General features: G+C 65.5%; 21 protein-coding genes and 1 tRNA gene. 17 read left to right on the forward strand and 5 right to left on the reverse strand.

What is annotated here, in order from left to right:
* The first annotated feature begins 92 nt into the window (after positions 1 to 92).
* Entirely contained in the window at positions 93 to 341 is a 249-nt protein-coding gene (locus tag PZE19_RS22790; protein ID WP_277862905.1) for a hypothetical protein, read from the forward strand.
* 12 nt (positions 342 to 353) lie between these two features.
* On the opposite strand, the gene pyrF is transcribed toward PZE19_RS22790, so the two are convergent.
* The gene (gene pyrF / locus PZE19_RS22795) at positions 354 to 1292 is read right to left on the reverse strand and encodes an orotidine-5'-phosphate decarboxylase (RefSeq protein WP_277862906.1); all 939 of its coding nucleotides are present in this window, start codon (positions 1290 to 1292) and stop codon (positions 354 to 356) included.
* A gap of 108 nt (positions 1293 to 1400) precedes the next feature.
* On the opposite strand from pyrF, the gene PZE19_RS22800 reads away from it, so the two are divergent.
* The 13 genes from PZE19_RS22800 to PZE19_RS22860 all read left to right on the forward strand — a co-directional run bounded on the left by PZE19_RS22800 (position 1401) and on the right by PZE19_RS22860 (position 13815).
* A tRNA-Pro gene (locus PZE19_RS22800) sits at positions 1401 to 1475 on the forward strand.
* 154 nt (positions 1476 to 1629) lie between these two features.
* Positions 1630 to 2700, forward strand: coding sequence for a tyrosine-type recombinase/integrase (locus PZE19_RS22805; protein ID WP_277862907.1), 1071 nt, complete (start codon positions 1630 to 1632; stop codon positions 2698 to 2700).
* Positions 2701 to 2809: 109 nt separating this feature from the next.
* Positions 2810 to 3463, forward strand: coding sequence for a hypothetical protein (locus tag PZE19_RS22810; protein ID WP_277862908.1), 654 nt, complete (start codon positions 2810 to 2812; stop codon positions 3461 to 3463).
* A gap of 889 nt (positions 3464 to 4352) precedes the next feature.
* A complete protein-coding gene (locus PZE19_RS22815; protein WP_277862909.1) occupies positions 4353 to 5339 on the forward strand; it encodes a hypothetical protein in 987 nt (328 codons plus the stop codon).
* Between the two features lie 38 nt (positions 5340 to 5377).
* A complete protein-coding gene (locus tag PZE19_RS22820; RefSeq protein WP_277858791.1) occupies positions 5378 to 5752 on the forward strand; it encodes an IS630 transposase-related protein in 375 nt (124 codons plus the stop codon).
* Positions 5656 to 6348, forward strand: a complete 693-nt coding sequence (locus PZE19_RS22825; RefSeq protein ID WP_277858790.1) for an IS630 family transposase — start codon at positions 5656 to 5658, stop codon at positions 6346 to 6348. Before PZE19_RS22820 ends, PZE19_RS22825 begins: the two co-directional genes overlap by 97 nt.
* A 65-nt stretch (positions 6349 to 6413) precedes the next feature.
* Positions 6414 to 7691: an AAA family ATPase gene (locus PZE19_RS22830; protein WP_277862910.1), complete on the forward strand. Its 1278-nt coding sequence runs from the start codon at positions 6414 to 6416 to the stop codon at positions 7689 to 7691.
* Between the two features lie 722 nt (positions 7692 to 8413).
* Entirely contained in the window at positions 8414 to 8920 is a 507-nt protein-coding gene (locus PZE19_RS22835) for a phage terminase small subunit P27 family (protein WP_277862911.1), read from the forward strand.
* A gap of 173 nt (positions 8921 to 9093) precedes the next feature.
* Complete coding sequence (locus PZE19_RS22840; protein WP_277862912.1) at positions 9094 to 10218, forward strand: phage major capsid protein; 1125 nt, start codon at positions 9094 to 9096, stop codon at positions 10216 to 10218.
* Positions 10219 to 10290: 72 nt separating this feature from the next.
* Positions 10291 to 10815, forward strand: a complete 525-nt coding sequence (locus tag PZE19_RS22845; protein WP_277862913.1) for a hypothetical protein — start codon at positions 10291 to 10293, stop codon at positions 10813 to 10815.
* 59 nt (positions 10816 to 10874) lie between these two features.
* The gene (locus tag PZE19_RS22850) at positions 10875 to 11105 is read left to right on the forward strand and encodes a hypothetical protein (protein ID WP_277862914.1); all 231 of its coding nucleotides are present in this window, start codon (positions 10875 to 10877) and stop codon (positions 11103 to 11105) included.
* A gap of 158 nt (positions 11106 to 11263) precedes the next feature.
* Positions 11264 to 11605, forward strand: coding sequence for a sigma factor-like helix-turn-helix DNA-binding protein (locus PZE19_RS22855; RefSeq protein ID WP_277862915.1), 342 nt, complete (start codon positions 11264 to 11266; stop codon positions 11603 to 11605).
* Positions 11606 to 11745: 140 nt separating this feature from the next.
* Complete coding sequence (locus tag PZE19_RS22860; protein WP_277862916.1) at positions 11746 to 13815, forward strand: ATP-binding protein; 2070 nt, start codon at positions 11746 to 11748, stop codon at positions 13813 to 13815.
* A 10-nt stretch (positions 13816 to 13825) separates the two neighbouring features.
* On the opposite strand, the gene PZE19_RS22865 is transcribed toward PZE19_RS22860, so the two are convergent.
* The 3 genes from PZE19_RS22865 to PZE19_RS22875 form a co-directional block, all read right to left on the reverse strand.
* Positions 13826 to 14827 (reverse strand): DNA cytosine methyltransferase, encoded by a 1002-nt coding sequence (locus PZE19_RS22865; protein WP_277862917.1) that lies wholly within the window; start codon positions 14825 to 14827, stop codon positions 13826 to 13828.
* A 398-nt stretch (positions 14828 to 15225) separates the two neighbouring features.
* Positions 15226 to 16209 (reverse strand): diguanylate cyclase, encoded by a 984-nt coding sequence (locus PZE19_RS22870; protein ID WP_277862918.1) that lies wholly within the window; start codon positions 16207 to 16209, stop codon positions 15226 to 15228.
* Between the two features lie 110 nt (positions 16210 to 16319).
* Positions 16320 to 16544, reverse strand: coding sequence for a hypothetical protein (locus tag PZE19_RS22875; RefSeq protein ID WP_277862919.1), 225 nt, complete (start codon positions 16542 to 16544; stop codon positions 16320 to 16322).
* 196 nt (positions 16545 to 16740) lie between these two features.
* Between PZE19_RS22875 and PZE19_RS22880 the strand changes: the two genes are divergently transcribed.
* Both PZE19_RS22880 and PZE19_RS22885 read left to right on the forward strand, forming a co-directional pair.
* Positions 16741 to 17055, forward strand: a complete 315-nt coding sequence (locus tag PZE19_RS22880) for a hypothetical protein (protein WP_277862920.1) — start codon at positions 16741 to 16743, stop codon at positions 17053 to 17055.
* 85 nt (positions 17056 to 17140) lie between these two features.
* On the forward strand, positions 17141 to 17515 hold the full coding sequence (locus PZE19_RS22885) for a hypothetical protein (protein WP_277862921.1): 375 nt from the start codon (positions 17141 to 17143) through the stop codon (positions 17513 to 17515).
* Positions 17516 to 18100: 585 nt separating this feature from the next.
* On the opposite strand, the gene PZE19_RS22890 is transcribed toward PZE19_RS22885, so the two are convergent.
* The gene (locus PZE19_RS22890; protein WP_277862922.1) at positions 18101 to 20647 is read right to left on the reverse strand and encodes a cellulase family glycosylhydrolase; all 2547 of its coding nucleotides are present in this window, start codon (positions 20645 to 20647) and stop codon (positions 18101 to 18103) included.
* 332 nt (positions 20648 to 20979) lie between these two features.
* Between PZE19_RS22890 and PZE19_RS22895 the strand changes: the two genes are divergently transcribed.
* On the forward strand, positions 20980 to 21501 hold the full coding sequence (locus PZE19_RS22895; protein WP_277862923.1) for a hypothetical protein: 522 nt from the start codon (positions 20980 to 20982) through the stop codon (positions 21499 to 21501).
* Positions 21502 to 21611 lie beyond the last annotated feature (110 nt).

A 21611-nucleotide genomic window follows, 5' to 3' on the forward strand; every position in this document is an offset into this window, starting at 1 on the left:
CCGCGGCTTGCCCGTCGCGGCGGAAGCCCCTACAGTGTCGTTAGGACGCCTCGCGTCCCACGACCCCGCCCCGCCCGCCGGAGATCCCGCCCATGCCGTCGCCGAATCGCCTCCGAGCCTGGGCGCTCGCGACCGCCCTGCTCGTCCCGGCCCCGGCCCCGGCCCTGGCCTGCCCGAACTGCAAGGAGGCGCTCGCCGACCAGCCGGCCGACGCGGCCCGCCTGGCCGACGGCTTCAGCTGGAGCATCCTCGTGATGCTGGGCGTCCCCTTCAGCCTCCTGAGCGTCGGCGGCCTGGCCGTCCGCAGGGCCGTGAAGCTGGGCATCCTCCCCGAGATGTGAGCGCGTGCCGCCTCAGGCGGGCCGGAGCTTCCCCGCGGGCGTGTTCTGGGCCAGGTCGTCGATCATGTCGAGCACGGCCTGCTCGACGGCGCGCTGCCAGTCGGTCCCGAACCTGTCGCGAAAGGTCGGCTTCTTGTAGGCGAAGGTCACGCCCCGCGAGTTGTTGACCAGCGCCCCCTGCCCGTTGGCGTCGAAGCCCGCGGCGATGTCCTTCGCCTCGCCCCCCTGGGCGCCGTAGCCGGGGACGAGGAAGAGGACGCCCGGCAGCGCCTCGCGAAGCTCGGCCAGCTCCGACGGGTAGGTCGCGCCCACGACCGCGCCGAGGAGGTTGTAACCCTCCTTGCCGTCGCGGCCCTTGCCCCAGGCCTTGAGCCGGTTCGCGACGTGGCGATAGACGGGCAGGCCGTCGCAGACGAGGTCCTGGAACTCCCGGGCCGAGGCGTTGCTCGTGCGCACCAGGACGAACACCCCCTTGTGCTCGCGGGCCGCGATCTTCACGAACGGGTCGACCCCGTCGCTCCCCAGGTAGGGGTTGATCGTCATCGCGTCGGCGTGCCACGACGGCTCGAACGAGCCCCCCACCGGCTCCTTGCCGAGATACGCCCGCGCGTAGGCGTCGGCCGTCGAGCCGATGTCGTTGCGCTTGCCGTCGAAGATCACCAGCACGTCGCGCTCGCGGGCGTGCTCGACCGTCGCGTGCAGCGCGCCCAGCCCCTCGGGGCCGTAGGCCTCGTAGAAGGCCGACTGGAACTTGATCAAGGGCGCGAGCGGGGCGACCACGTCCACGATCTCGCATCCGAACGTCCGCAGGGCGTCCGCCACCCCGGTCCGGGTCCCCGGGAAACGGTCGAGGAACCCCGTCGGCAACTCCTCCGGACGGGGGTCGATCCCCACCACCACCGGGTTCCCCTTGCGCCGCACCGCCTGTACCACGCGATCCGCGAATTCCACGCGACGCCCCCTCTCCTCGATTGACAGATACTCCCGATACCCTACAATAAAGCCCGTCGATGGGAAACACGCCGCGGGCGACCGCGGTCGCTTTTTCCATCCGACGATCGGGCCGTAGCGCAGCTTGGCTAGCGCGCTAGCTTGGGGTGCTAGAGGTCAGGGGTTCAAATCCCCTCGGCCCGACTAACGGGGCCCGGCGACGCAAATCGTCGGGCCCCTTGCCTTTCCGCTCTCGCCGACATCTCCCCGATGTACCTTCCGAGGGTTCGGAAGCGCGGCGTTTCCTCCACGCGAACCGGGTGGAATCTACCCGCTTGGCGAAACAGGAGACCCCGCCATGCCGAAGCTCGGCTGCAAGCCCCCCGCCTATCGCAGGCACAAGGCCACCGGACGCGCCCGCGTCCGTTATCAAGGCAAGGACCATTACCTCCCCGGGAAGTTCGGCAGCCCCGAATCCCGCCAGGCCTATGCACGCTTCATCGCCGGCCTGGCGTCGAGCGATTCGACGGTCGACCTCTCCCCGTCGCCCTCGGCCCTCTCGTTGACCATCAGCGAGTTGATCCTCCGTTACGCCGACCACGCCGAGGGCTATTACCGGAAGAACGGCGAGCCGACCGGCGAACACGACGTCGTCAGGTACGCGCTTAGGCCCTTGGAGCAGCTGTACGGCCTCACGCTGGCGGTCGAGTTCGGCCCCAAGCGGCTCGCCCTGGTACGCGATGAGATGATCCGCCGCGGCGGCAGCCGTCGCTACATCAACGCCGCGGTCGGCCGCATCCGCCGCGTCTTCCGCTGGGCCGTCGCGCAAGAGATGACCCCCGGGACCATCGTCGCCAACCTCGCAGCCCTCTCCCCCCTGCAGAAGGGGCGGTCCGCGGCGAGGGAGAAACCGGCCGTCGCCGCGGTGTCCGACGCGAGGGTCGATGCGGCCCTCCCCTTCCTTTCGCCGAGGTTCGCCGCCGTGGTCCGCCTCATGCGGCTGACCGGGATGAGGCCCGGAGAGGCCCTCTCCATGCGGGTCGAGGAGGTCGACCGTACCGACCCGGGATGTTGGTCCTACCGGCCCGGCTCGCACAAGACGGAGCATCGCGACAAGGATCGGGTCGTCTTCGTCGGCCCCCGGGCGCGGGAGGCCTTGCTGCCCTGGATCGTCGCGGCCGGGACGGGCCCCGTCTTCCCGAGCCGGATCGAGAATTTCCGACGGGCGATCCGCAACGCCTGCGCCAAGGCCGGCGTCCCGTCGTTCGCTCCTAATCAGCTGAGACACGCGTTCGCCACCGAGGTCCGGGCCCGGCTGGGGTTGGAAGCCGCGCAAGTCGCCTTGGGGCATTCCGCGGCCGACGTCACCCAGGTCTATGCGGAGCGGGACCTGTCCAAGGCCCGATCGACGGCATTGGCGGTCGGCTGACGGTAGCGTATGATCACTATGTCCGCCTGATCAGCGGATCGATCGGCGGGCCGCCCGGGGCCGTGTTCCTCCCCGGGCGGCCGCGCCGCCCCGAGAAAGGAACACACTCATGAAAGATCTCCCCTACGAAGTCGCGCCCTGCCCCAACTGCGGCATCCCCGTCTGGCCCTACAGCCTCACCTGCTACTCCTGCAATTGCGTCAAGTGGGTGTTGATGCTGCGATACCGCGAACCCGACGGGGCCGTGTGTTCGATCGAGCATGACTCGGTGAGCTACTTCACCATCGACTTCGACGACGACGGCGACGGCGACGGCCCCCGCTACACCATCGACTCGGAAAGCGACATCCCCTGGACGCTTTTCGATCCGGGGTTCCGCGTCCCGGACGAGGTCGTCATCAGGGTCAGGACTGGTTTTTCCAGGCCTCTCTACAGGTGCCCCTATGGGGAACGCGCGGTAACCCGCCTGGGGTTCTTCTATCGGAACATGTGGTGTCCGAGCGAAGAGATCGACGCAGAGGACTTCCCGGCCCATCGGCCCGCTTTGCATGAGGTCGAGTGTCGCTTGATCGGCGACCCTTCCGGCCCGGGGGCCGCTGGTTCTCTAAGTCCCGGCGTCATCTCCGATGTCGAGTCGTCGACTCGCCTCGCTCCCGGATCGGTCGACTACGAAAGTCTGGCGACGGGATTGCGAAAGACGCGGAAGGGCACAAGTGCGCTGCTTATCGAGTTCATGGCCGACAAGTCTGATGCGTCGGTCTAAGACGTCGCCTTCTCCGTACACTGTAGCGGGGAAACCTCCGAATCAGCGATCCGGAAGAACATAACGCGGACCAACGAAGCTGTGATGCACATGGGCGGGCGAGTTTCGTTTCGTCTCGCTTCCGGACGCGTCTACCGCGAGATTTCCCCCGAGTAGGACGGAAGTCCACTTCCCGTCCACTTCCCGTCCACTTCCCGTCCACTGTTCATGGGTATAGTTTCTCGGAAGCGATTCACGTTCAACCGTGATCCGAGGGATATCATGCCTGAACATGACGATCTGATTCCGCGTCCCCCCGCCGTTCGAGAGCGGTTGGCCCAGGTGAGCCGGGAGGCCGCGCGACTCAGGCGGCTCCTGCGCCTTTCGGAGTCAGCCGCCCGCGACCGTTGCGAGACGGCGTCTCGAAGTTCCGCCCTCCCCGCGGGCCGGGAGGTGCGATGACCTCCCTCGAATACATCGGGCCCGCGGCGGCGGGCCGGCTGTTCCCCTCCGCGCACGGACGGGGTTTGAGCCCCCAAGCCGTCATGCGGGCGATCCTCGACGGATCGAAGTCGATCCGGCCGGGTACCTCGCGCATAAAACTCCGGGCGGTTCGTTCGCCCGCGGGGTGGCTGACCACCGAGTCTTGGATTCGGGAGTTCATCGAGGCGCTGACCGCCGATCGGGTGGACGCGCCTCCGACGCAGTCGGTCGAGGCGCGCGGGCTGAGAGCCCGGGCGTTGCTCCGGGCGAAGGGCTGGTAAGACGACGTGGTCTCCGACCGCCGCTCCACGAAAGAGGCCCCGATGTCGGCGGTTTCAACCAGCGGCGAGATCCACCTGGCAAGCCAGCAAGGCGAGCCGACCGCGGAATTAGCAGCGGTCATCGAGAACGAGAAAGGGGGACGCCGATGAGCGTCGTCCTGCCGGAGATCCGCCTCCCCGGATGCGAACCAGGCGCTGGCCATATCACGCAGCCGGAATCCGCCGATCGCCCTTACGTATGGAGCGGGCCGCGGCTCGAACTGTCACTCACCGTCACCGCGGCTCGCGGTGACTTCGACCGCGATGAAGCGGCGAGAGCGATGGGGGTTCTGTGGCTCCCTGGCTATCGCTACGCGTTCCAATCGCTCCCGTCGGCTCAATGGACGGTCGCTCGTTCCGACGACGTCTCCGGGTCGCTGGGAGCCTTGGAGGGGCTATGCAACGGGACGGGGACGTATCTCACCCTGAATCCGTTCCGCCAAGGATTCACCCGGCCCGACAACGGCGGTTTCCGATCCCAGGATATCGAGCGGAGGGTTTGGTTCCTTGTCGACGTCGACCCCCACCGGGGGAAGGGCGAGGAAAAGAAGGTCAACGCGACCGACGCCGAAAAGGCCGCGGTCTTTGAAGTCCTCGGCGCGACGATGGAACACGCCGAACGCCTGGGGTGGCCCGCGCCGATCCTGATCGACTCGGGCAACGGCGGTCATCTGTACTGGCGGGTCGATCTCCCGAACAACGCGTTCGGTCAACAGACGCTCCGGAGCATCATCAAGGGTTGGAAAGCGATTCTCGACACCAAGGCCGCATCGATCGACCCGGGGGTACATGATGCGAAGCGGATAGCCAAGCTACCGGGGACATGGGCGAGGAAGGGGCCGCATTCAGTCGAACGCCCCCACCGGATGTCCAAGATCCTCGTTCTCCCGGACGTCGTCCCCGTACCCCTCGAATTGCTCCGAGCGTCGGCCGGGCTGAATCCGACGGCGGTCTCCGTCCCCAGCGTCCCCGGGAACACCTCTCCCTCGCCCGGAGCGGGGTCGCTGTCGCTCCCCTTGACGGTTTCCCCTCCGGGAGCCGGAGGCTACGCAGAAGCCGCTTTAGAGCGGTTTCCTGTTGATTGTGGCGGTTGACGCGGTTATCCCAAGATGGCTATGGAGGGCCACCCGGGATGAAAGCCTACTCGACCGACCTCCGCGAGCGGGTGGTCGCGGCGTGCGACGCCGGCGACGCCACCCGCGAGCAGGTCGCCGCCCGCTTCTCGGTGAGCGTCGCGTGGATCCGCAAGCTGATCCGCCAGCGTCGCGAGACCGGCTCGATCGCCCCCAAGCCTCGCGGCGGCGGGCGGGCGCCGGCCTTCGACGCCGACGCCGCCCTGCGGCTCCGAGAGGCGGTCCGGGCCGACGACGACGCCACGCTGCAGCAGTTGGCCCGCGCCGCCGGCGTGGCGTGCTGCAGCTCGGCCGTGCACCGGGCGCTCGTCCGCCTGGGGATCACTCGCAAAAAAAGTCGCGGCGGGCGGCCGAGCAGGACCGCCCCGGGCTGAAGGCCGAGCGTGCCGCCTGGCGCGACGAGTTCGCGACGCTCGACCCGACCCGGCTGGTCTTCGTCGACGAGACGGGCTCGAGCACGGCGATGGATCGGACGCACGGCCGCTCGCCCAGCGGCGTGCGCGTCGACGGCCCGGTCCCGCACGGCCACTGGAAGGTCGTCACGCTCACGGCGGCCGTCCGGCTGGGGGGCGTCGGGGCCTGCCTGGCGTTCGACGGGGCGACAGACTCGGCCGCCTTCGAGACCTACGTCGAGCGATGCTTGGCGCCGACGCTGAGGCCCGGAGACGTCGTGATCCTCGACAACCTGTCATGCCACAAGACGGCCGAGGCGGCCCGTCTCATCGCCGCCGCCGGGGCCGAACTGCGGTTCCTGCCGCCGTACAGCCCCGACCTCAACCCGATCGAGCGGATGTTCTCGAAGGTCAAGGCCTGGCTCCGATCGGCCAAGGCCCGGACGATCGGCGGCCTGATCGAGGCGATGGGCGACGCCCTGCGGGCCGTCCGTCCCGCCGACGTGCTGGGCTGGTTCCGCCATAGCGGATATCAGCCCCGCCGATCAAGCGATACACCCGACGAGAAACCGCTCTAGAGCGGGAGGTCGGAAAGGTCGCCGTCGCGGTTCAGGATCGAAACACCCAGCTATATGAATCTGCGTTGAAACTCGGGGGGTACGTCGGCGCGGGCTTGCTCCGGGAGGATGAGGTACGCTCCAAACTCGCCTCCGCGGCAAAGGCTTGCGGCCTTGGGACCGACGGAGACCCCGGGGAGGGCGAACGGGCGATCACGAACGGCATCGAGATCGGCAAGGCTACGCCGAAAACCATCCCCGGACCCAATGGGCGAGCCAACGGGCATCACCCCGCCGTTCCCGTCCATCCGAACGGGACGCCAGCGGTCTCCGGGCCTCTCACAAAGAAGGCCGGAGACTTTGAAACACGACCCGTCGAGTGGCTCTGGCCGAACCGAATACCTAAACGGAAGCTGACGACGGCTGCGGGCTCGGGCGGGCTCGGCAAGTCCTTCGTGTTCTGCGACCTGGCGGCGCGGGTCAGCGTCGGCGGGGAGATCCCCGGCATGGGAGGCGAGTGCTTCGAGGTCGGCAACGTCCTCATCATCAACTGCGAGGACGACCCGGAGGATACGACCGTCCCCCGGTTGATGGAGGCGGGCGCGGACCTGAGACGGATCTGGATCCTCCGGCCCGAACATCTCGGCCGATTCACCCTCGCCGAAGTCGACATGATCAAGCGCGTCGTCGCTGAAGAGATGGGCGGCTCGGTCGCCCTCGTCATCATCGACCCGGCGACGGCTTTCGTCGGCAAGGCGGACGACCACAAGAACGCCCAACTCCAAGCCCTCTTGGGGCCGCTCCGCACGGCGGCCTGGGAGATCGCCGCAGCGATAATCCTCGTCACCCACATCAACAAGGCCTCCGGCGGCGGGAACGTCGAAGCGGCCATGCGGGTCGTCGGCGGGGTCGCCTGGGTGAACGCGGTCCGGGCCGCCCTGATCTTCGTCAAAGATCCCGACGACCCCGCCAAGCGGCTGATGATCCCCTTTAAGAACAACAACGGCCCGGAACAGAAGGGGCTGGCGTACCGGGTCGCCCCGACGGAAGCGCTGGCCCGGATCGAGTGGGAGGGGGAGGTCGACACCACCGCCGACGAGGCGATGGGCGGGAGCGCGTCCAAGCCCGGGCCGAAGTCACGCCTGACCGACGAGCAAATCGACGCGATCGTCGGGAGACTCTTCGAGGGGCGGAATCAGGTGCCTAGTTCCGAGGGAACGAAGTTCCTCCGAGATCAAGGCGTGCCCTTCGACAAGATCAAGAGCACACGCAATCGGCTCGGCATAAGGGCCAAACAGCTAGCCAGCGGCTGGGTTTGGATCGCTTCCTATGGGCTGCGGAACGCCCCTCCCGCCCCTATCTAATCATCTGACCCATCTGACCCTTCTGCCCACTTAACTCCTTTCGGGACAACACACATGTCAGGCGATGAATCCGACTTCGAAACTCATCTCCTGACCTGCAACCCATCTTCTGGCCCCCCGCCCCTTGTCCATCAGAAGATGAGTTCCAGGTCAGAAGATGAGATAGGACAACCAATTCATCCTCTCTTATATGGATTGGTATTAAAGGACTTAAGTGGGCAGAAGGGTCAGATGGGTCAGATGATGAATTATTCCCTTCGCGTGCGAGGGGTCCCCGCACTCAGGAGCACAAGGCCATGAAGTCTCAGCCGCGCGACCTATTCAAACACCGAGGCTCGGAGCGTTCCGCCCGGCGATCGGGAACCCAGGACCACGGCCCGGTCATAGTTCCTCGCCTCCGCGCCGGGCAAGGCTACGAACTTCGGCACTCCCACGACCCGGCATGCCGTCGTCCCCAGGGAGGCTTGTGCAGCTGTCGGAAGGGGCCGGACGTCGAGCTACGACCTTTGGTCGATCCCTTGGAGAACTGACCTACGTCAGACGCGCATGCATGCATAAGCAACCGTCGTAGGTGTAGACGTGCATGCATGCACTGGATACCCATAGGGGGGTGTTTACTTGTAGACCCTTTAGCCCCTATGCGGACGTGTCATCTCGCGCTAACGCTGCCCAAATTCACCGATTTTTTCATCCGATTGCATGCATTTAGAGGGGAGGTAGCGATGGCGAAACGGGGTCGGAAGCCTGCGCCGAACATCCTCAAAATCCAGGCTGGGGTGCGGCGGGACAGGATCAATCCCGACACCCCGCCGGTGATCCCCGGCCTGGCGGAACCGCCCGTGCCGCTGAGCGCCGCGGCGCGTGCCGAATGGGACAGGATTTTGCCCCTGCTCAACGAATCCGGCCTGGTGAGCCTGACGGACGGCGTGGCGCTGGCGATCTACTGCGTAGCCTACGGCCGTTGGGTCGAGGCGGAAGGCCACATGACGCGGGAGGGACGCGTCCTGACCGACGCGAAGGGCGTCCCCCGCGTCTCGCCATGGTTCAAGATTGCAAGGGATGCGAGCGACGACCTCCGGCGGATGGCCAGCGAATTCGGGCTGACGCCGTCCTCCCGATCGTCGCTCCGGGTCCCGAAACAGCCCGGCAAACCCAACTCGCTGGAAGCGTTCATCGAGGGTTGCAACCGATCGAGAAAACGGCGCGACGGCCCGAAAGACGGGGCTTGATTCGCCCCCCCCAGGGAGCCTTGGATCAGGTCCTCAGTCCCATAAACGAAAATTGATCAAACGAGGGCCGGATTCAACCGGCCCGGCGAAGCAACGCCGCGATGTCGCGGCTCCTCAGGTCCCGTCGAACTCGGCGGGATGCCTCTAATGCATCGAAGAAGGAACTCTTGTCCATGGCATATCGCAACGACCCGCTCCCTCATGAGGACGAAAGCAACACGCACGGAAGACACGGCTACTCCTTGCTTCGGGCCATCAACGCCGTCTCCAACCCGTATCGCAAAGAACCCCCGGGCTCTCCGCCGCCGGGGCTCGAGGGGGAGACCCACAAGGAACTGGAGAAGCGACACCCCGGGGTCAATTTCAAGGGGTTCCTGATCCCGACCTTCCCCGGCGAATCCCGGGCCTTGACCACTTCGTCCGGCTCGGGAGCGATCGGGACGCACGTCCCGGATTTGGCCATCCTGGACGTCCTACGGGCGAGGTCGGTGCTCGGGAGCCTCGGGGCGCAGGTCTTGAAGCTTCCTCCGGACGCGAAGGGCAACACCTGGCTTCCCAGGCGGGCGACCGCCGCATCCGTCGGCTGGATCGCGGAGGGTGGTGCGGCCCCGGTCGCGTCCCCGACGACTGACGCCGTCCAGTTCACGCCCAAGACGGTTTCCTCGACGGTCTCCGTGACCCGGAAGCTTCTCAAATCCGCTTGGGAGGCGGAGCACGAGTTGCGCATCATCGCCGACATGGTCGCGTCGTTCGCCGTCGAAGTCGACCGGATGGGCATCGTCGGGACCGGCGGCGGGAACACGCCGACCGGCCTCCTTTACACGGCCGGGATCAACGTCGTGCCGCTCGGGGCGAACGGGGCCGCCCCCAACCGGGCGGCGCTGGTCGAGTTGGAGAGGCTCGTCGGGATCGCCAACGGGGACGCCGCGGTCGACGTCGCGCTCGGCTGGTTCGCCAGCCCGAACGCTCGCGCCAAGCTGAGGCTCACCGACGGATCCGCCGCCGGCTCGGGCGCGTGGTTGTGGTCGGATGACGATCGCATCCTCGGCAAGCCCGCCGTCGCGAGCAACAACGCGCCGTCGACCCTCACGAAGGGGTCCGGAACGAACCTCTCCGCGATCGGGTACGGAAACTTCCGGGACGTCGTCGTAAACCTGTTCGGGCCCGTCGACGTGGTGATCGACCCCCACAAGCAGGTCACGGATGGAGTCGTCAAGGTGTCTGCGTTCCTCGACGTCGACGTTCAGCTTCTGCACGCGCCGAGCTTCGGGGCGATCCTCGACGCATTGACTGCTTGATTCACCGTTCCGCCCATCGACGTCGATGGGCTTTCCGTTTCCTGAAACCGTCTCATCAATGGGAGTGCATCAATGTCAAAGGTTGAAGAGAAGTCCGAAGTCGTCGAAGCGTCTGCGTCCGACACCACCCCGGAGAGCGCCCGGGGCCCCTTGGTCAAGGCGACGGCGATCGCTCACGGCCTGATCGGATCGCGGGTCGTCGCCCCGCGCGAGGTCGTGGAGGCTCCCGAATGCGACGTCGTCGAAGCCATGGTCCGCGGCGTGGCCGAACCGGACGGCGTGCCGCTTTCCGGCCGCGGCCGGGCCTACCTGGCGAGCCGGTGCAGGGAGCCGTACACCCCGCCCGTCCCGCCGGTCATCGACCTTGTACCGATCGTGAAGATGAAGGCCCGGCAAGACAACGCCATGTTCGGGAGTTTCGTGCTGTCCAAGGGGGGGGTCGTCGACGTTCCGGAGGATGAGGCCGCCTGGCACGTCATCAGGTCGGATCGGGAGCGTTCGCTGGACCTCGCCCCCGGAGCGGCTTTCTCGCCGCGTGGGATGCGGTTCCTGGAGAAGCTCAGGAATGAATCCGAGCGGGTGTACGCCACCTATTGACCCCGGGAACCGCGCCTGGGGGATCATCCGCCCGCCCACATGAAATGGAGGATCGTGATATGAGCAAATCGAACGATATCGAGGTCAAAGTTCTGAAGGGGGGCGTCCTCGCCGACCGGAAGGCCGGCGGACGGGGTCGCCTGCCCCGCGGCGCGACCTTGCGAGTCCCGCCGACGGTGGCGGCCTTCCTGTCCGAATGGGGCGTCTGCGAGCGTCTCGACGGGGCCCAGGGCCCGGACGTCCGCTCCCCCGGGTCCAACCGGAGGATCGAGACCCGTCCCGCAAGGTGACGGGCCGAGCGTCGACCCCGCTGTCAGCCGCGAGTGGACGGGTCGTCGGCGAAGCGTGAGGACAATGAAACCGCGGCCCGAGATTCTCCCACCCCTCAGCCCGCTTCCGGATTCATCGCCGGAGGCGGGCTTTCTCGATCGACCCCAGGAGTTCCGAGATGCGCCAGGAGAGAACCATCCGCTCATGCGTCCGGAAGAGCAAGGCCGAACTGGATGACCGCATCGTCGGCAGGTTCATGGCGGGGGCCGACATCGCCGACATCGCCGGGCGGGAGTATTGCCGGTCCGCCTTCGTCCGAAAGACTCTGACGAACGCGGGGGTCCTCTCCGGCCTGTCCCGCCTCCCGGACCTGTGGCGGGAGGTCATAGCGTCCCGCTACGGCGTCGAAGGCCGGGCCCAGGGGTTGGACGCTCTCTCCCGACGGCTCGGGATCGCGACCGAGGAAATCCGGCGGATCGAGGCCGACGCCCTAGCGAGGTTGAGAGAGGTTATGGGCTGAGCTGAGACCCACGTCGCCCGCGGTGAGGTTGCTTGCAGGCGCTGAACCAGCGCGGTACGCTTCAAGACAATCTGATCCTCAGCGGTCCAATTATGCCGCGAGATCCCGGTTGCGTGATTGTCTAGGTCGGGGGCCATAGCATGCCAGTGATGACAGAGCCGCTCAAGTTCAAGGTTGCCCCGCACATTGTTGAAGACTTGGGACTCAACCTCTACACGACGCTGGCCAGAGTGCTCGTTGAATTCGTAGCCAACGCGTACGACGCCGACTCGCCGTCAGTCAATTTGGACTTCAATGTCACCGATATCAAACAGGCGAGAGAGGTGCTCAGAAAGGAGTACGAATTAGAGCAAGCCAAGATGCCTCCGGGCAAAACGATTCCTCCCCTCGAAACGCGAGTTCTTCCAGATGACGTGCGGATAATTATAGATGACAACGGCCATGGCATGTCCCGCAGTGATCTAAATAACAAGTTTCTGTTTGCGGGGAGGCGGAGACGGAGGGAAGAGCCTGAGATGAATGGGCGAAGCCCCAAAGGTCGGCCTCTAATGGGACGAAAGGGGCTTGGCAAACTCGCCGGTTTTGGTGTCGCAAAAGTAGTCGAGGTTATATCTCGCAAAGAGGGTGAACGCCACGCCACTCACATAACTCTTGACTACGATGATATTGTCGCCATGCTGAATGTCCACGAGATTAATATTAAGGAGCAAAAGCTCAAGGACGGAGGCGGTATTGCCCCATGTGGCACACGGATCATCTTGTCCCGATTGCTATACGATCCGCTCAAGAGCCGAGAGACCACTATTCAAAGCGAGATTTCAGAGTATTTTGACCTTATTGATCCAGCAGACTTTAAGATCATGATGAACAAGGTTCAAGTGAAGCCCGCTCCTCGGGAGCTTGTCTATGCCTGGCCCGATCCGGAGCTACGGCCGATCGGTGATTTCGTGGAGAAGTTCCTGGACAGAGAGGGCGGAGGTCAGATTCGCTTTACTTATCGAGTTCGATTCACGGGGAAGGATCAATCGCTCGAAGCCTCAAAGCGGGGGGTTCGTGTGTATGCGCGCAAGCGGCTGGCTTCAGCACCGTCGCTGCTCGGAATGGATACGAATATGCATGGTTTTCGAATGACTGATTATATGGATGGCGTGGTTCACGCGGACTTCATAGACGATGAGCTTGCCGACTATATATCCACCGACCGAGAATCGCTCAGGTGGGAGTCGCCCTTGTTATCTCAGATGTACGATTTTCTCAGCTCGGTGATGAAGGAGGCGTGCAAGCAATATCAAAAAAAGCGCGACAACGAAGCTCCTAAGATCGTTGAAAACGATCCATTTACAAATTCAGAGCTTGAGAAATACGACTTCTCTTCCAGAGATCGCAAGTTAGCGCTTCGATTCGCTACACTTCTTGAAAAGGCATGCAAGCGGAGCGTGGACGACCCGGCCTATCAAGACACCCTCCCACAGCTAATCAAGGGTATTGGCCATGGCATGATCTTGACGGCGATTTCTCAACTGTCGAATCTCGATTTGCCTGATCTTGGAAAACTCGTCAGCGAATTGGTACGACTTGCGAAGGATGAACTCGATCAATTCGTAGGCACGGTCAAAGCCCGCCTGAGAGGCATTGATGCCTTGAAGAAAATCATAGAGCATCCGGACTTCAAGGCAAAGCGGAATGAAAAACAGATACAGCAGTTATTCGAAAACTGCACCTGGCTGGTAGACCCTACGTACACTCAATTTCTGCTTGCCGCCGACGTGTCGTTAAACACAGTTTACAAGCGATTGGCACAAGATCTTAAGATAGGTTCGTACGCAGACCCAGAAGACAAGAAGGAACCAGACCTTGTTTTTCTTCTGGGCAATGAATCTCTTCATAAAATTGTTATCGTAGAGCTAAAGGCGTCCAATGTGCCGCTAGAGGCTGACCATCTGGTGCAACTTGAATACTATATGACCCGCACTCAAGAGTGGCTTGACGAGCACAATCGCGCTGCATATACGGTCTTCGGACATCTCATAGGCACGAAGCCGACCCCGAATTCGAGAGCCTACGGCGCAGTGGGCCTCCGAGGACGGATCAGCAATGCCGGGCCTGACACCCGTTGGAAGGTTCGCGATTTTCTTGATGTTCTGAATGACACTCAATCGGCTCACCAAGATATGCTAAATGTCCAAGAAGCTTTAGATAAGGCTCCTTGAACGTCTAGCGTCAAAGCGTTTCTCTGACTGAGCGTGCCACGATTCTGCCCAACTTGGGCGGCACACCGTTGCCGATTTGCCTGGCGACCTGATAGGGGGTTCCGACGAACGTCCAATCATCAGGAATCGTCTGAAGGCGCGCCGCCTCCCTAAGCGTCATGACGCGATCCTGCTCAGGATGAATGTACCGGCCCTTCGACGCGTTTAGGAGCGCCGTCCTGAGCGTGTTCGATGGTTCGTCCCAGTGCATTCTCCCCCAAACGTCCGTCGCCTGGACCCGAGTCGTCCACCAGGACTTGGGTGCGAGATGCGGGGCCCTGTTGAGTACGTCCCGCTTGTCTCCACCCGGAGGGATCACCTTCATCCGCGCCAGAGCGATCGGGCTCGGACATGGGGCTACGTGGCCATCACGGCCGGTGGGTTCGCTTGGTAGGCCTTCCCAAGCTTGGCGGACCGTCGAAGGTCTGAACCCACCGGCGGAGGGGATTGTGGGCAGTCCGATGCGTGAGGCGAATGCAAAGCATCGGCGTCGAATCTGGGGGAGACCGTAATCAGCGGCATTGAGGACGTGGGTCTCGACGTCGTACCCCAGTCCTTCTAGATAGTTTCGAAGCTCCGACCAGTAGATCGACTCCAAGAACTTCGGGACGTTCTCGACGACCACGATCTTTGGAGAGAGAGCCTTGGCCCAACGGCCAATTTCCAAGCTCAGCTTGTTTCTCGGGTCGTGTGCGTGACGTTTCCCGAGTGTCGAGAATCCCTGGCACGGCGGCCCGGCCACCAGTACGTCGCACGCGCCGACGGCCTCGATTTCCTGAACATCGCCAACCCGAATGTGGGGGCCAAGATTCCTCTTGTATGTCTCTGCCGCGATGACGTTCTGTTCGACGGCAAGCGAGAAGCGAAACCCCTCGGCCGCGAATGCGGAACTGAGTAGACCCGCCCCCGCAAACAACTCTACGGCCGTAGGCCTCCCGGCCAGCTTTCTCATGGCGTCCGCCGTTTCCGTCATGATGACATCCCGCCCGCGAGAGTGCGACTCCTTCGCACTCTGGACGAGATCGCCATTCGATAGCCGTAACCAGCGGTTCGGTCAACGCCGACAGGTTACGAAGGGTCGCTGGCATCTGCTCGTCTGAACACTACGACCCACTATCTTAGGTCGTGCCATGTGCAGAAGGAACAGAATTCCCTAAAGCGCCTGATCTAGCTTTATTGCCCCAAACAAGACGTGTCATGGAAACACGGCTCTTGCCTGGGTGATCGGCGCTGCCGCGGGCCATCGACGGACTTGGGCTCTCACGACACCGGTCGACGGGGAGTCGCTCAGGGTCTCAGGCGGAGCTTCCTGACCCGGATCGTCTGATGGGCAGGGAGGTCTGGGGGCGGAGCCATCATCCGCTTCCGATTTCAGTCCGAATGCCTCGCTTGGTCGCGGCCCGCCGCCTTGGCCTCGTAGAGTGCCCGGTCGGCCCGCTCGACGAGCGCGTCCGCGGGATCGACGCGACCCGGCGTCATCGTGGCGCAGCCTATGCTCAGCGTCACCAACGGGCCGGCCCCTGGCGCGCCGTGCGGCAGCCCCCTGAGATGGAGTCGCCCGCGGACCGCCTCCGCAATGGTCATGGCCCCCGGCCGCCCCGTCTCGGGAAGGACGATCGCGAATTCCTCCCCGCCGTAGCGGGCGACGAGATCCCCCGGCCGGACGGCCGACTCCCCGAGCGCCCCGGCGATCTCGCGGAGGCAATGGTCGCCCTCTTGGTGTCCGCGGGAGTCGTTGTACTTTTTGAAGTGGTCGACGTCGACGAGGAGCAGGGAGAGCGGGGTCGCCGACCGGGCGTGCCGCTCCCATTCCAGCGCCAGGGTCCGGTCGAAGCGTCGGCGGTTGGCCACGCCGGTCAGGCCGTCCGTGGTCGCCAGGACCTCCAGCAGGCGGTTGGCCTCCTGGAGGGCTTGCTCGGCGACCTTCCGCTGCGTGACGTCGTCGTGCGTGACGACGACGAAGACCTCCGCGCCGACCGCGAACCGCGTCGCCCGGACGACGAACCAGTGACGCTCCGTCGGGGAATGGCAGGGGTATTCCATCTGGAAACTCGGCGTCCGGCCCCGGCCGACGTCGCGGATCCCCCGGGCGGTCAGCGTCGCCTGCTCCGCGCAGTCGCCCTCAGCGGCGTCGCATACGTCCAGGTAGTTCGCCCCGGGCCCGCAGTGGCTCTCCGCAAGGCCGTTGCCGGCGGCGAACGCGTTCCACGCGGCGTTCACGGCGACGATGGTGCCGTCGGGCCGCAGGACCGCCATGTGCGAGAGGAGCGAGTCGAGGGTGCGTTGGAAGAAGTCCGTGACGCCGGCCCGGGCCGGTCGGCTCTTCCCGCCCGCCGCGGTCGAGTGTGTCGCCATCGCTGGAACGCCCTTTAGGCGAGGATGATTCTTTGGACGCTAACGACCAGAAGTCTAGTTCACGACTTCGCCGTCACGCGGGAACTTCCCTCGCCGGGCCTCGACGAGCCTCACCGCGGCGGCGCGTCCTCGCCCCCCTTCGGCCGACGCGTCGACTTGGACCTTAAGTGATCCTCGACCAGGCCGCGGACGAGTGCGGCCATGCTCATGTCCCTCTTCGCAGCCTCGATCCTGAGTTGCTTGTGGGTCTCGGCGGGGAGTTCCAGCCGCACGGCCTTCAATTCGGTCCCGGTGGCGTTCACAGGCTTTCCCTCCGGCGACTTCTTGCGAGGCATCGTGGCATCCCCCGGGAAACGGTGTCCGGGGTGATGATACCAGTACGCTCGCACACCGTACACGAAGTCTACGTCGCTTGCGGTTCGGTGTCTATACCGATATGGTGTTGACACCGTGCTGGTGTACCCATATCATGCTGAAGTCGACGCAAGCCGACGCCGATCCTTCCATCGACACCACCGGAGCCCACCACCGATGACGAACCTGATTAGGAACCCGCCGACGATCCAGAGCGAGGGAGCGGCCTGGAACGCCCTCCGTAAGGCCTCCCAGGCGGGCGAGGCGCTCGTGATGGACGCCTGCCGGTTCCTGGGACGTCAGGACGGCCGGGACGCCCTGTCGACCCGCCTGACGCGCTACGGCCGCGACTGGATGGCCGAGAACCCCGAGTGGCGGGAGCGGGACGTACGCAACGGCCTGGGGACCTTGCGCCGGCAAGCGGGCCGGGAATTGACCGAGGCCGAGCGGACGGCGTTCGCGGTCGCCATGCTCGACGAGTTTGGACGCTGAGGAAGTGAGAGGGGCCGGGCGAGTGGTGGAACACTCCCCGGCCCGGTTCGATGCCCCATGTCTCGACAACAGGAGATCTGCACCAATGATACGCACTCGCATCGCATCGGGCAAAGCGCCCGCCCCTGGAGAATCCGTCCTCCGCGCCGCCCTGGCCGAGTATCGCGAGCGGCGGGACGGCGGAGCCCTCCCCTCCGACCTGGCGAAGGCCGGAGAGATCCTCTACGCCGCGATCCACCTCGCACGCGGGGGCGTCGCGTGGGAATCCCTCGCCGAACCGACGGCGGCCGAGATCGACGGGGCGTTGATCATCGTCGACCCCGACGACGACATCACGGCGGTCCGACGCATCCACGTCGTCGAGTCGGCGAACGTCATCAGATTCCGGCCGACGGTCCCCACTTCCGCGACCACTCCGAAGGCGAGCCGTGGACGGCGGAAAACGACCGTCGACGCCTGATCGCGGCCCGGCAAATCCAGGCGGACGAGCGGGCCTCCGGGGGTCGATTCCCGGAGGCCCTCGGTCTCGTTCGGATAGCAGTCACCGGCACTATGGACGGGCCGACGCCTGAAGTCAAACGAGGTGGCGCGCCGCGTCTCCCGACGTTTCGTTCCATCAACAAACGTGAATTCCAACGGACGTTCTTTGACAATACGGCGGTCGGAGACCAGTCGTCCGGGGCGGGCGCGGGGGTCGTACCCCGCCCGCTTCGGATGATCCCTAGCGACGTCGAAAATGGGCGGGTAGCTTACCCGTTTCGGCCGAAAACACCCCCGAAAGCGGGTATTTTTCGCGTTGCAAGGCCCTCCCTCGATCGGGTATAAGGCATGCGCGTGGAGGGATTTGCGCCGAGGGGACGGAGCGGCGGGCGGTTCTTGGGGTGCTAGAGGTCAGGGGTTCAAATCCCCTCGGCCCGACTGAACAGCGACAATCGGAGCCCGGGAAGGACCTGCGTCATGCGGTCCGACCCGGGCTTCGGTCGTTTCCACCCCGTCGCCCCGACCGGTATTTTTTGGCATACCGGCAGGACTCGCTCCCAAATGCTCAGGGGACGAGCTGGTAGGTCACGAAGGCGATCTTGCGGCCATCGGGGGACCAGCAGGGGACGTTGAGGGTCCCCTGGCCGCCGAAGAAGCGGCCCAGCACGTCGATCTTGTCGCCTTCGAGCGTCAGCTTGCGCAGGGTGACGTCCTTGTCCTCGGGATGGCCGACCACGTCCTTCTCGAACGAGAGGAAGACGAGGCTGCGGCCGTCGGGCGAGGGGTGGGGGAACCAGTTGTTGAAGTCGTCGTCGGTGACGGGCTCCTGCCCGGATCCGTCGACGTTCATCCGCCAGATCTGCATCCGCCCGGAACGCTCGGAGTTGAAATAGATGCGGCGGCCGTCGGGCGCGTACTCGGGGCCGTCGTCCAGGCCCTTCGCGGTCGTGAGCCGCGTCTCCGGGCCGCCGGCCGCGGGGATGGTGTAGATGTCGAACTCGCCGCCGCGCTGGGCGCAGTAGGCGAGCGTCCGGCCGTCGGGCGACCAGCCGTGCCAGTAGGACGGGCCTTCGGGCGTGACGAGTTGGGGCGTCCCGCCGGCGACCGGCAGCGTGTAGATCCGCGACTTGTGGTCCCCCTGCGAATGGTCGCTGATGACCAGCGTCGCCCCGTCGGGCGAGACGCCGTGGTCGTTGTTGCAGCGCGTGGCGAAGCCCGTGTCGATCGGCCGCGGCTCGCCGCCGGTCGCGGGGATGGCGAGGATCCGGCCGCCGCTGTTGACGATCAGGGTCTTGCCGTCGTGCAGCCAGTTGGGGGCCTCGAACCGCATCGCCGCCACGTGCACGACGCGACGGTCCGTCGAGGCCATCGACTGCGTCTCCAGCGTGCTGTAGAGGACGGGCTTCGCCGAGGCCGCCGGCAGCGGCGCGGTCAACTCCACGTTCGTGAAGACCGCTTTCTCGGTCACGTCCTTGTTGTGCGAGCAGACGCCCAGGCCGACGTAGAATGGCTCCGCGAACGTGATCCGCTCCGCCGCGCCGGAGAACTTCGGGTCCTCGCCCTCGGCCCCCACGAACATCGTCACGTACTTGCCCCGCTTCACGAGTTTTAGGCGACGCGGGCCCGAGACGTTGGCCTGGACCTCGTGGGTGGCGGCCCCCTTCGCCTCCCGGAATTGCAGCGACGTCAGGCCGTCGCCGTGCACCACGACGTCGGCGTAGGCCGAGTCGGCGTCCAGGCTCTGGCGGATCATGAGGCAGGCTTTGCGGTGGGGGTCGGTCCCCGCGCCCAGGAACGCGACGTCGGCCGACATCGCCAGGTCCCCCGACGCGGGCTTCCAGACGAAGTGGAAGGCGTCGGTGGCGAGCCACATGTTCGCGCCGCTGCCGGCCACGGTGTAGGTCGATTTGGCCCCGTCGAAGTCGACGGCCCCGGGATGGAGCACCTCGCCCACGTCCCCGTGGCCCTCGAACATCCCGACCGCCCCGGCGGCGGGCGCGGGCGCGGCCGGCGCGGGCGGATCGGCCGGGGGCGTGCCGGCGAGGGTCTGTTTGACCCATCTGCCGAACCAGGGCGTCGGGGTGTACTTCCAGTCCGAGATGAGGCAGGGGCCGGCGGCGGGGTGCAGGTCCCAGGCGGTCCAGTTCCACTCGTGGCCTTCGAGCGCATGGAGGACCTTCCGCACCCATTGCTCGCCGCTCAGGCCCGCCCCGCCCTTCGGGTCGCTGCCGAACTCGCTGACGATCACGGGGAGCGTCTTCGTCGCCGCCTCCATCTTCGCCACCCAGCGTTCGACGGTGTCGCCCTTGAAGGGATACGCGTGGTTGGCGTAGACCACGCCGTTCCCGTCGGGGTCGGCGAGCGGCCCTTCCTTCAGGATGCCGCCCAGGTCATAGGACCAGTCCAGGCCGCCGGCAATGACGACGTTCTTCGCGCCCGTCGCGCGTACCGTATCCAGGAGTTCCTGCATGCCGACGGCCTCATAGGTCGTCGCCTGGCCCGTCTTCCCGTCCTTCTCCGTCACCTGGCCGCCGCGCCGCCAGACCTGCCAGCTCACGGTGTGGGGCTCGTTGTACAGGTCGAAGATCACGGCCGGATGGTCCTTGTAGGCGGCGGCGACCTCCTTCCAGAACGCCACGCTGTTGCGGTCGGGCATGACGTGCTGGCCGATCCGCCGGCCCCACTCGCCCGCGTCCGACCAGTGCAGGTCGAGGATGACGTACCGCCCCTGCCCGGAGCACGCGTCGACGACCTTCTTCACGAAATCGCGATAGGCCCGGCCCTCGTCCTTCTGCTCGGGGGCCTTGCCGAACCAGCGGTCCTGGGCCAGCGGCAGGCGGACGTGGTCGACGCGCCAGTCGCGGATCGCGGCGTCCACCGTGTCCAGGACGTGGCCCTCGCCGTCGCTCGTCCATTCCAGGCTGGCGACGTTGACCCCGCGCAGCCGCACCCGCTCGTTGCGGCTGTCGACGATGTGCGTCTTTTCGACCCTCAGGGGGAGCGGGGGGCCGTGCGGCTCCGCGGCCGGGAGCGTCACGTCGCAGGCGACCCACGCCGCGAGGATGAACCAGGCCCCGGCCCACCGGCCTCCGATCAACCGACTTCGAACCATGACAGCCCTCCCCAGCGTGAACCCCGCCGCCTCGAAACGATCGCGGGATCACCTCAGGGTAATCCGCCCCCCCGCCGCCCGCCACGAGTCGCCGGGCCGGCAGGACAGGGATCATGTTCGCCGGACGACCGATCTCAAGGGGAGAATTCCTGGCTGCGCAGCTTCGCAATCCAGCCTCATTTAGCCTCTCACCATGTGGCCATAGGAATTCTGAGGATTTTTTCACGAAGCCCCGACCCCTCCCTGCATCAGCACCGTAGGGAAGAGCGTGGGACGGGAGACGGAGCTCGATCCGGCCCCTCCCCGGGCCTTCAACACGAAGGAGACCAGCGATGAACTTCCTGAGTCGATTCGTCCCGAGAGCGGCGGCGGTGGCGGTCCTGGCGATGGCCTGCTCGGCCTCGCCGGTGTTCGCGGGACATGGCGGCGGCGGTGGGCATGGCGGCGGCGGCCATGTCGGCGGCGGGCACATGGGAGGTGGTCCGCACGGCGGCGGCGGCGGCGGCGTCTATCACGGCGGCGGCGGGTATCACGGCGGCGGCGGCGGGTATGTCCACCACGGCGGCTACGGCGGCGGGTATGGAGGAGGATTCTACGGGCCGTTCGGCGGCGTCGGGCTGCTCGGCTACGGCCTCTACGGCGGCGGATACGGCTACGGCGGAGGGTACGGCTACGGTGGGGCACCGACCTATTACTCCAGCGGCTACTCCTCGGCGCCGACGACGGTTGCGGCACCGGTCGCCGACGCTCCCTATCTGACGAACCAGACGTACGAGCCGGGTGACGGCTATCGTTACCCGCTCTACTACAACCCGGCGACCGGCGGCTACTTCTACTACCCGATCGCTCGCTGAGGGTTGGATGAGGGATCGCGTTTCTTGGCGTCGTCAGGGCCGAGACTCGGCGGGTCGTATGCGGCCCCGCCGAGGTCCCGGCCCGGGATTCGACGTGACCGAGGAGGTCG

Origin of the sequence: Paludisphaera mucosa (assembly GCF_029589435.1) — a bacterium.
Classification (GTDB): Bacteria; Planctomycetota; Planctomycetia; order Isosphaerales; family Isosphaeraceae; genus Paludisphaera; species Paludisphaera mucosa.

Excerpts from the sequence above, each read along its gene's own strand:
- PZE19_RS22790 (WP_277862905.1), top strand. The coding sequence starts at position 93 with ATGCCGTCGCCGAATCGCCTCCGAGCCTGGGCGCTCGCGACCGCCCTG.
- PZE19_RS22805 (WP_277862907.1), top strand. The coding sequence starts at position 1,630 with ATGCCGAAGCTCGGCTGCAAGCCCCCCGCCTATCGCAGGCACAAGGCC.
- PZE19_RS22810 (WP_277862908.1), top strand. The coding sequence starts at position 2,810 with ATGAAAGATCTCCCCTACGAAGTCGCGCCCTGCCCCAACTGCGGCATC.
- PZE19_RS22815 (WP_277862909.1), top strand. The coding sequence starts at position 4,353 with ATGAGCGTCGTCCTGCCGGAGATCCGCCTCCCCGGATGCGAACCAGGC.
- PZE19_RS22820 (WP_277858791.1), top strand. The coding sequence starts at position 5,378 with ATGAAAGCCTACTCGACCGACCTCCGCGAGCGGGTGGTCGCGGCGTGC.
- PZE19_RS22835 (WP_277862911.1), top strand. The coding sequence starts at position 8,414 with ATGGCGAAACGGGGTCGGAAGCCTGCGCCGAACATCCTCAAAATCCAG.
- PZE19_RS22840 (WP_277862912.1), top strand. The coding sequence starts at position 9,094 with ATGGCATATCGCAACGACCCGCTCCCTCATGAGGACGAAAGCAACACG.
- PZE19_RS22845 (WP_277862913.1), top strand. The coding sequence starts at position 10,291 with ATGTCAAAGGTTGAAGAGAAGTCCGAAGTCGTCGAAGCGTCTGCGTCC.
- PZE19_RS22850 (WP_277862914.1), top strand. The coding sequence starts at position 10,875 with ATGAGCAAATCGAACGATATCGAGGTCAAAGTTCTGAAGGGGGGCGTC.
- PZE19_RS22855 (WP_277862915.1), top strand. The coding sequence starts at position 11,264 with ATGCGCCAGGAGAGAACCATCCGCTCATGCGTCCGGAAGAGCAAGGCC.
- PZE19_RS22860 (WP_277862916.1), top strand. The coding sequence starts at position 11,746 with ATGCCAGTGATGACAGAGCCGCTCAAGTTCAAGGTTGCCCCGCACATT.
- PZE19_RS22865 (WP_277862917.1), bottom strand. The coding sequence starts at position 14,827 with ATGACGGAAACGGCGGACGCCATGAGAAAGCTGGCCGGGAGGCCTACG.
- PZE19_RS22870 (WP_277862918.1), bottom strand. The coding sequence starts at position 16,209 with ATGGCGACACACTCGACCGCGGCGGGCGGGAAGAGCCGACCGGCCCGG.
- PZE19_RS22875 (WP_277862919.1), bottom strand. The coding sequence starts at position 16,544 with ATGCCTCGCAAGAAGTCGCCGGAGGGAAAGCCTGTGAACGCCACCGGG.
- PZE19_RS22880 (WP_277862920.1), top strand. The coding sequence starts at position 16,741 with ATGACGAACCTGATTAGGAACCCGCCGACGATCCAGAGCGAGGGAGCG.
- PZE19_RS22885 (WP_277862921.1), top strand. The coding sequence starts at position 17,141 with ATGATACGCACTCGCATCGCATCGGGCAAAGCGCCCGCCCCTGGAGAA.
- PZE19_RS22890 (WP_277862922.1), bottom strand. The coding sequence starts at position 20,647 with ATGGTTCGAAGTCGGTTGATCGGAGGCCGGTGGGCCGGGGCCTGGTTC.
- PZE19_RS22895 (WP_277862923.1), top strand. The coding sequence starts at position 20,980 with ATGAACTTCCTGAGTCGATTCGTCCCGAGAGCGGCGGCGGTGGCGGTC.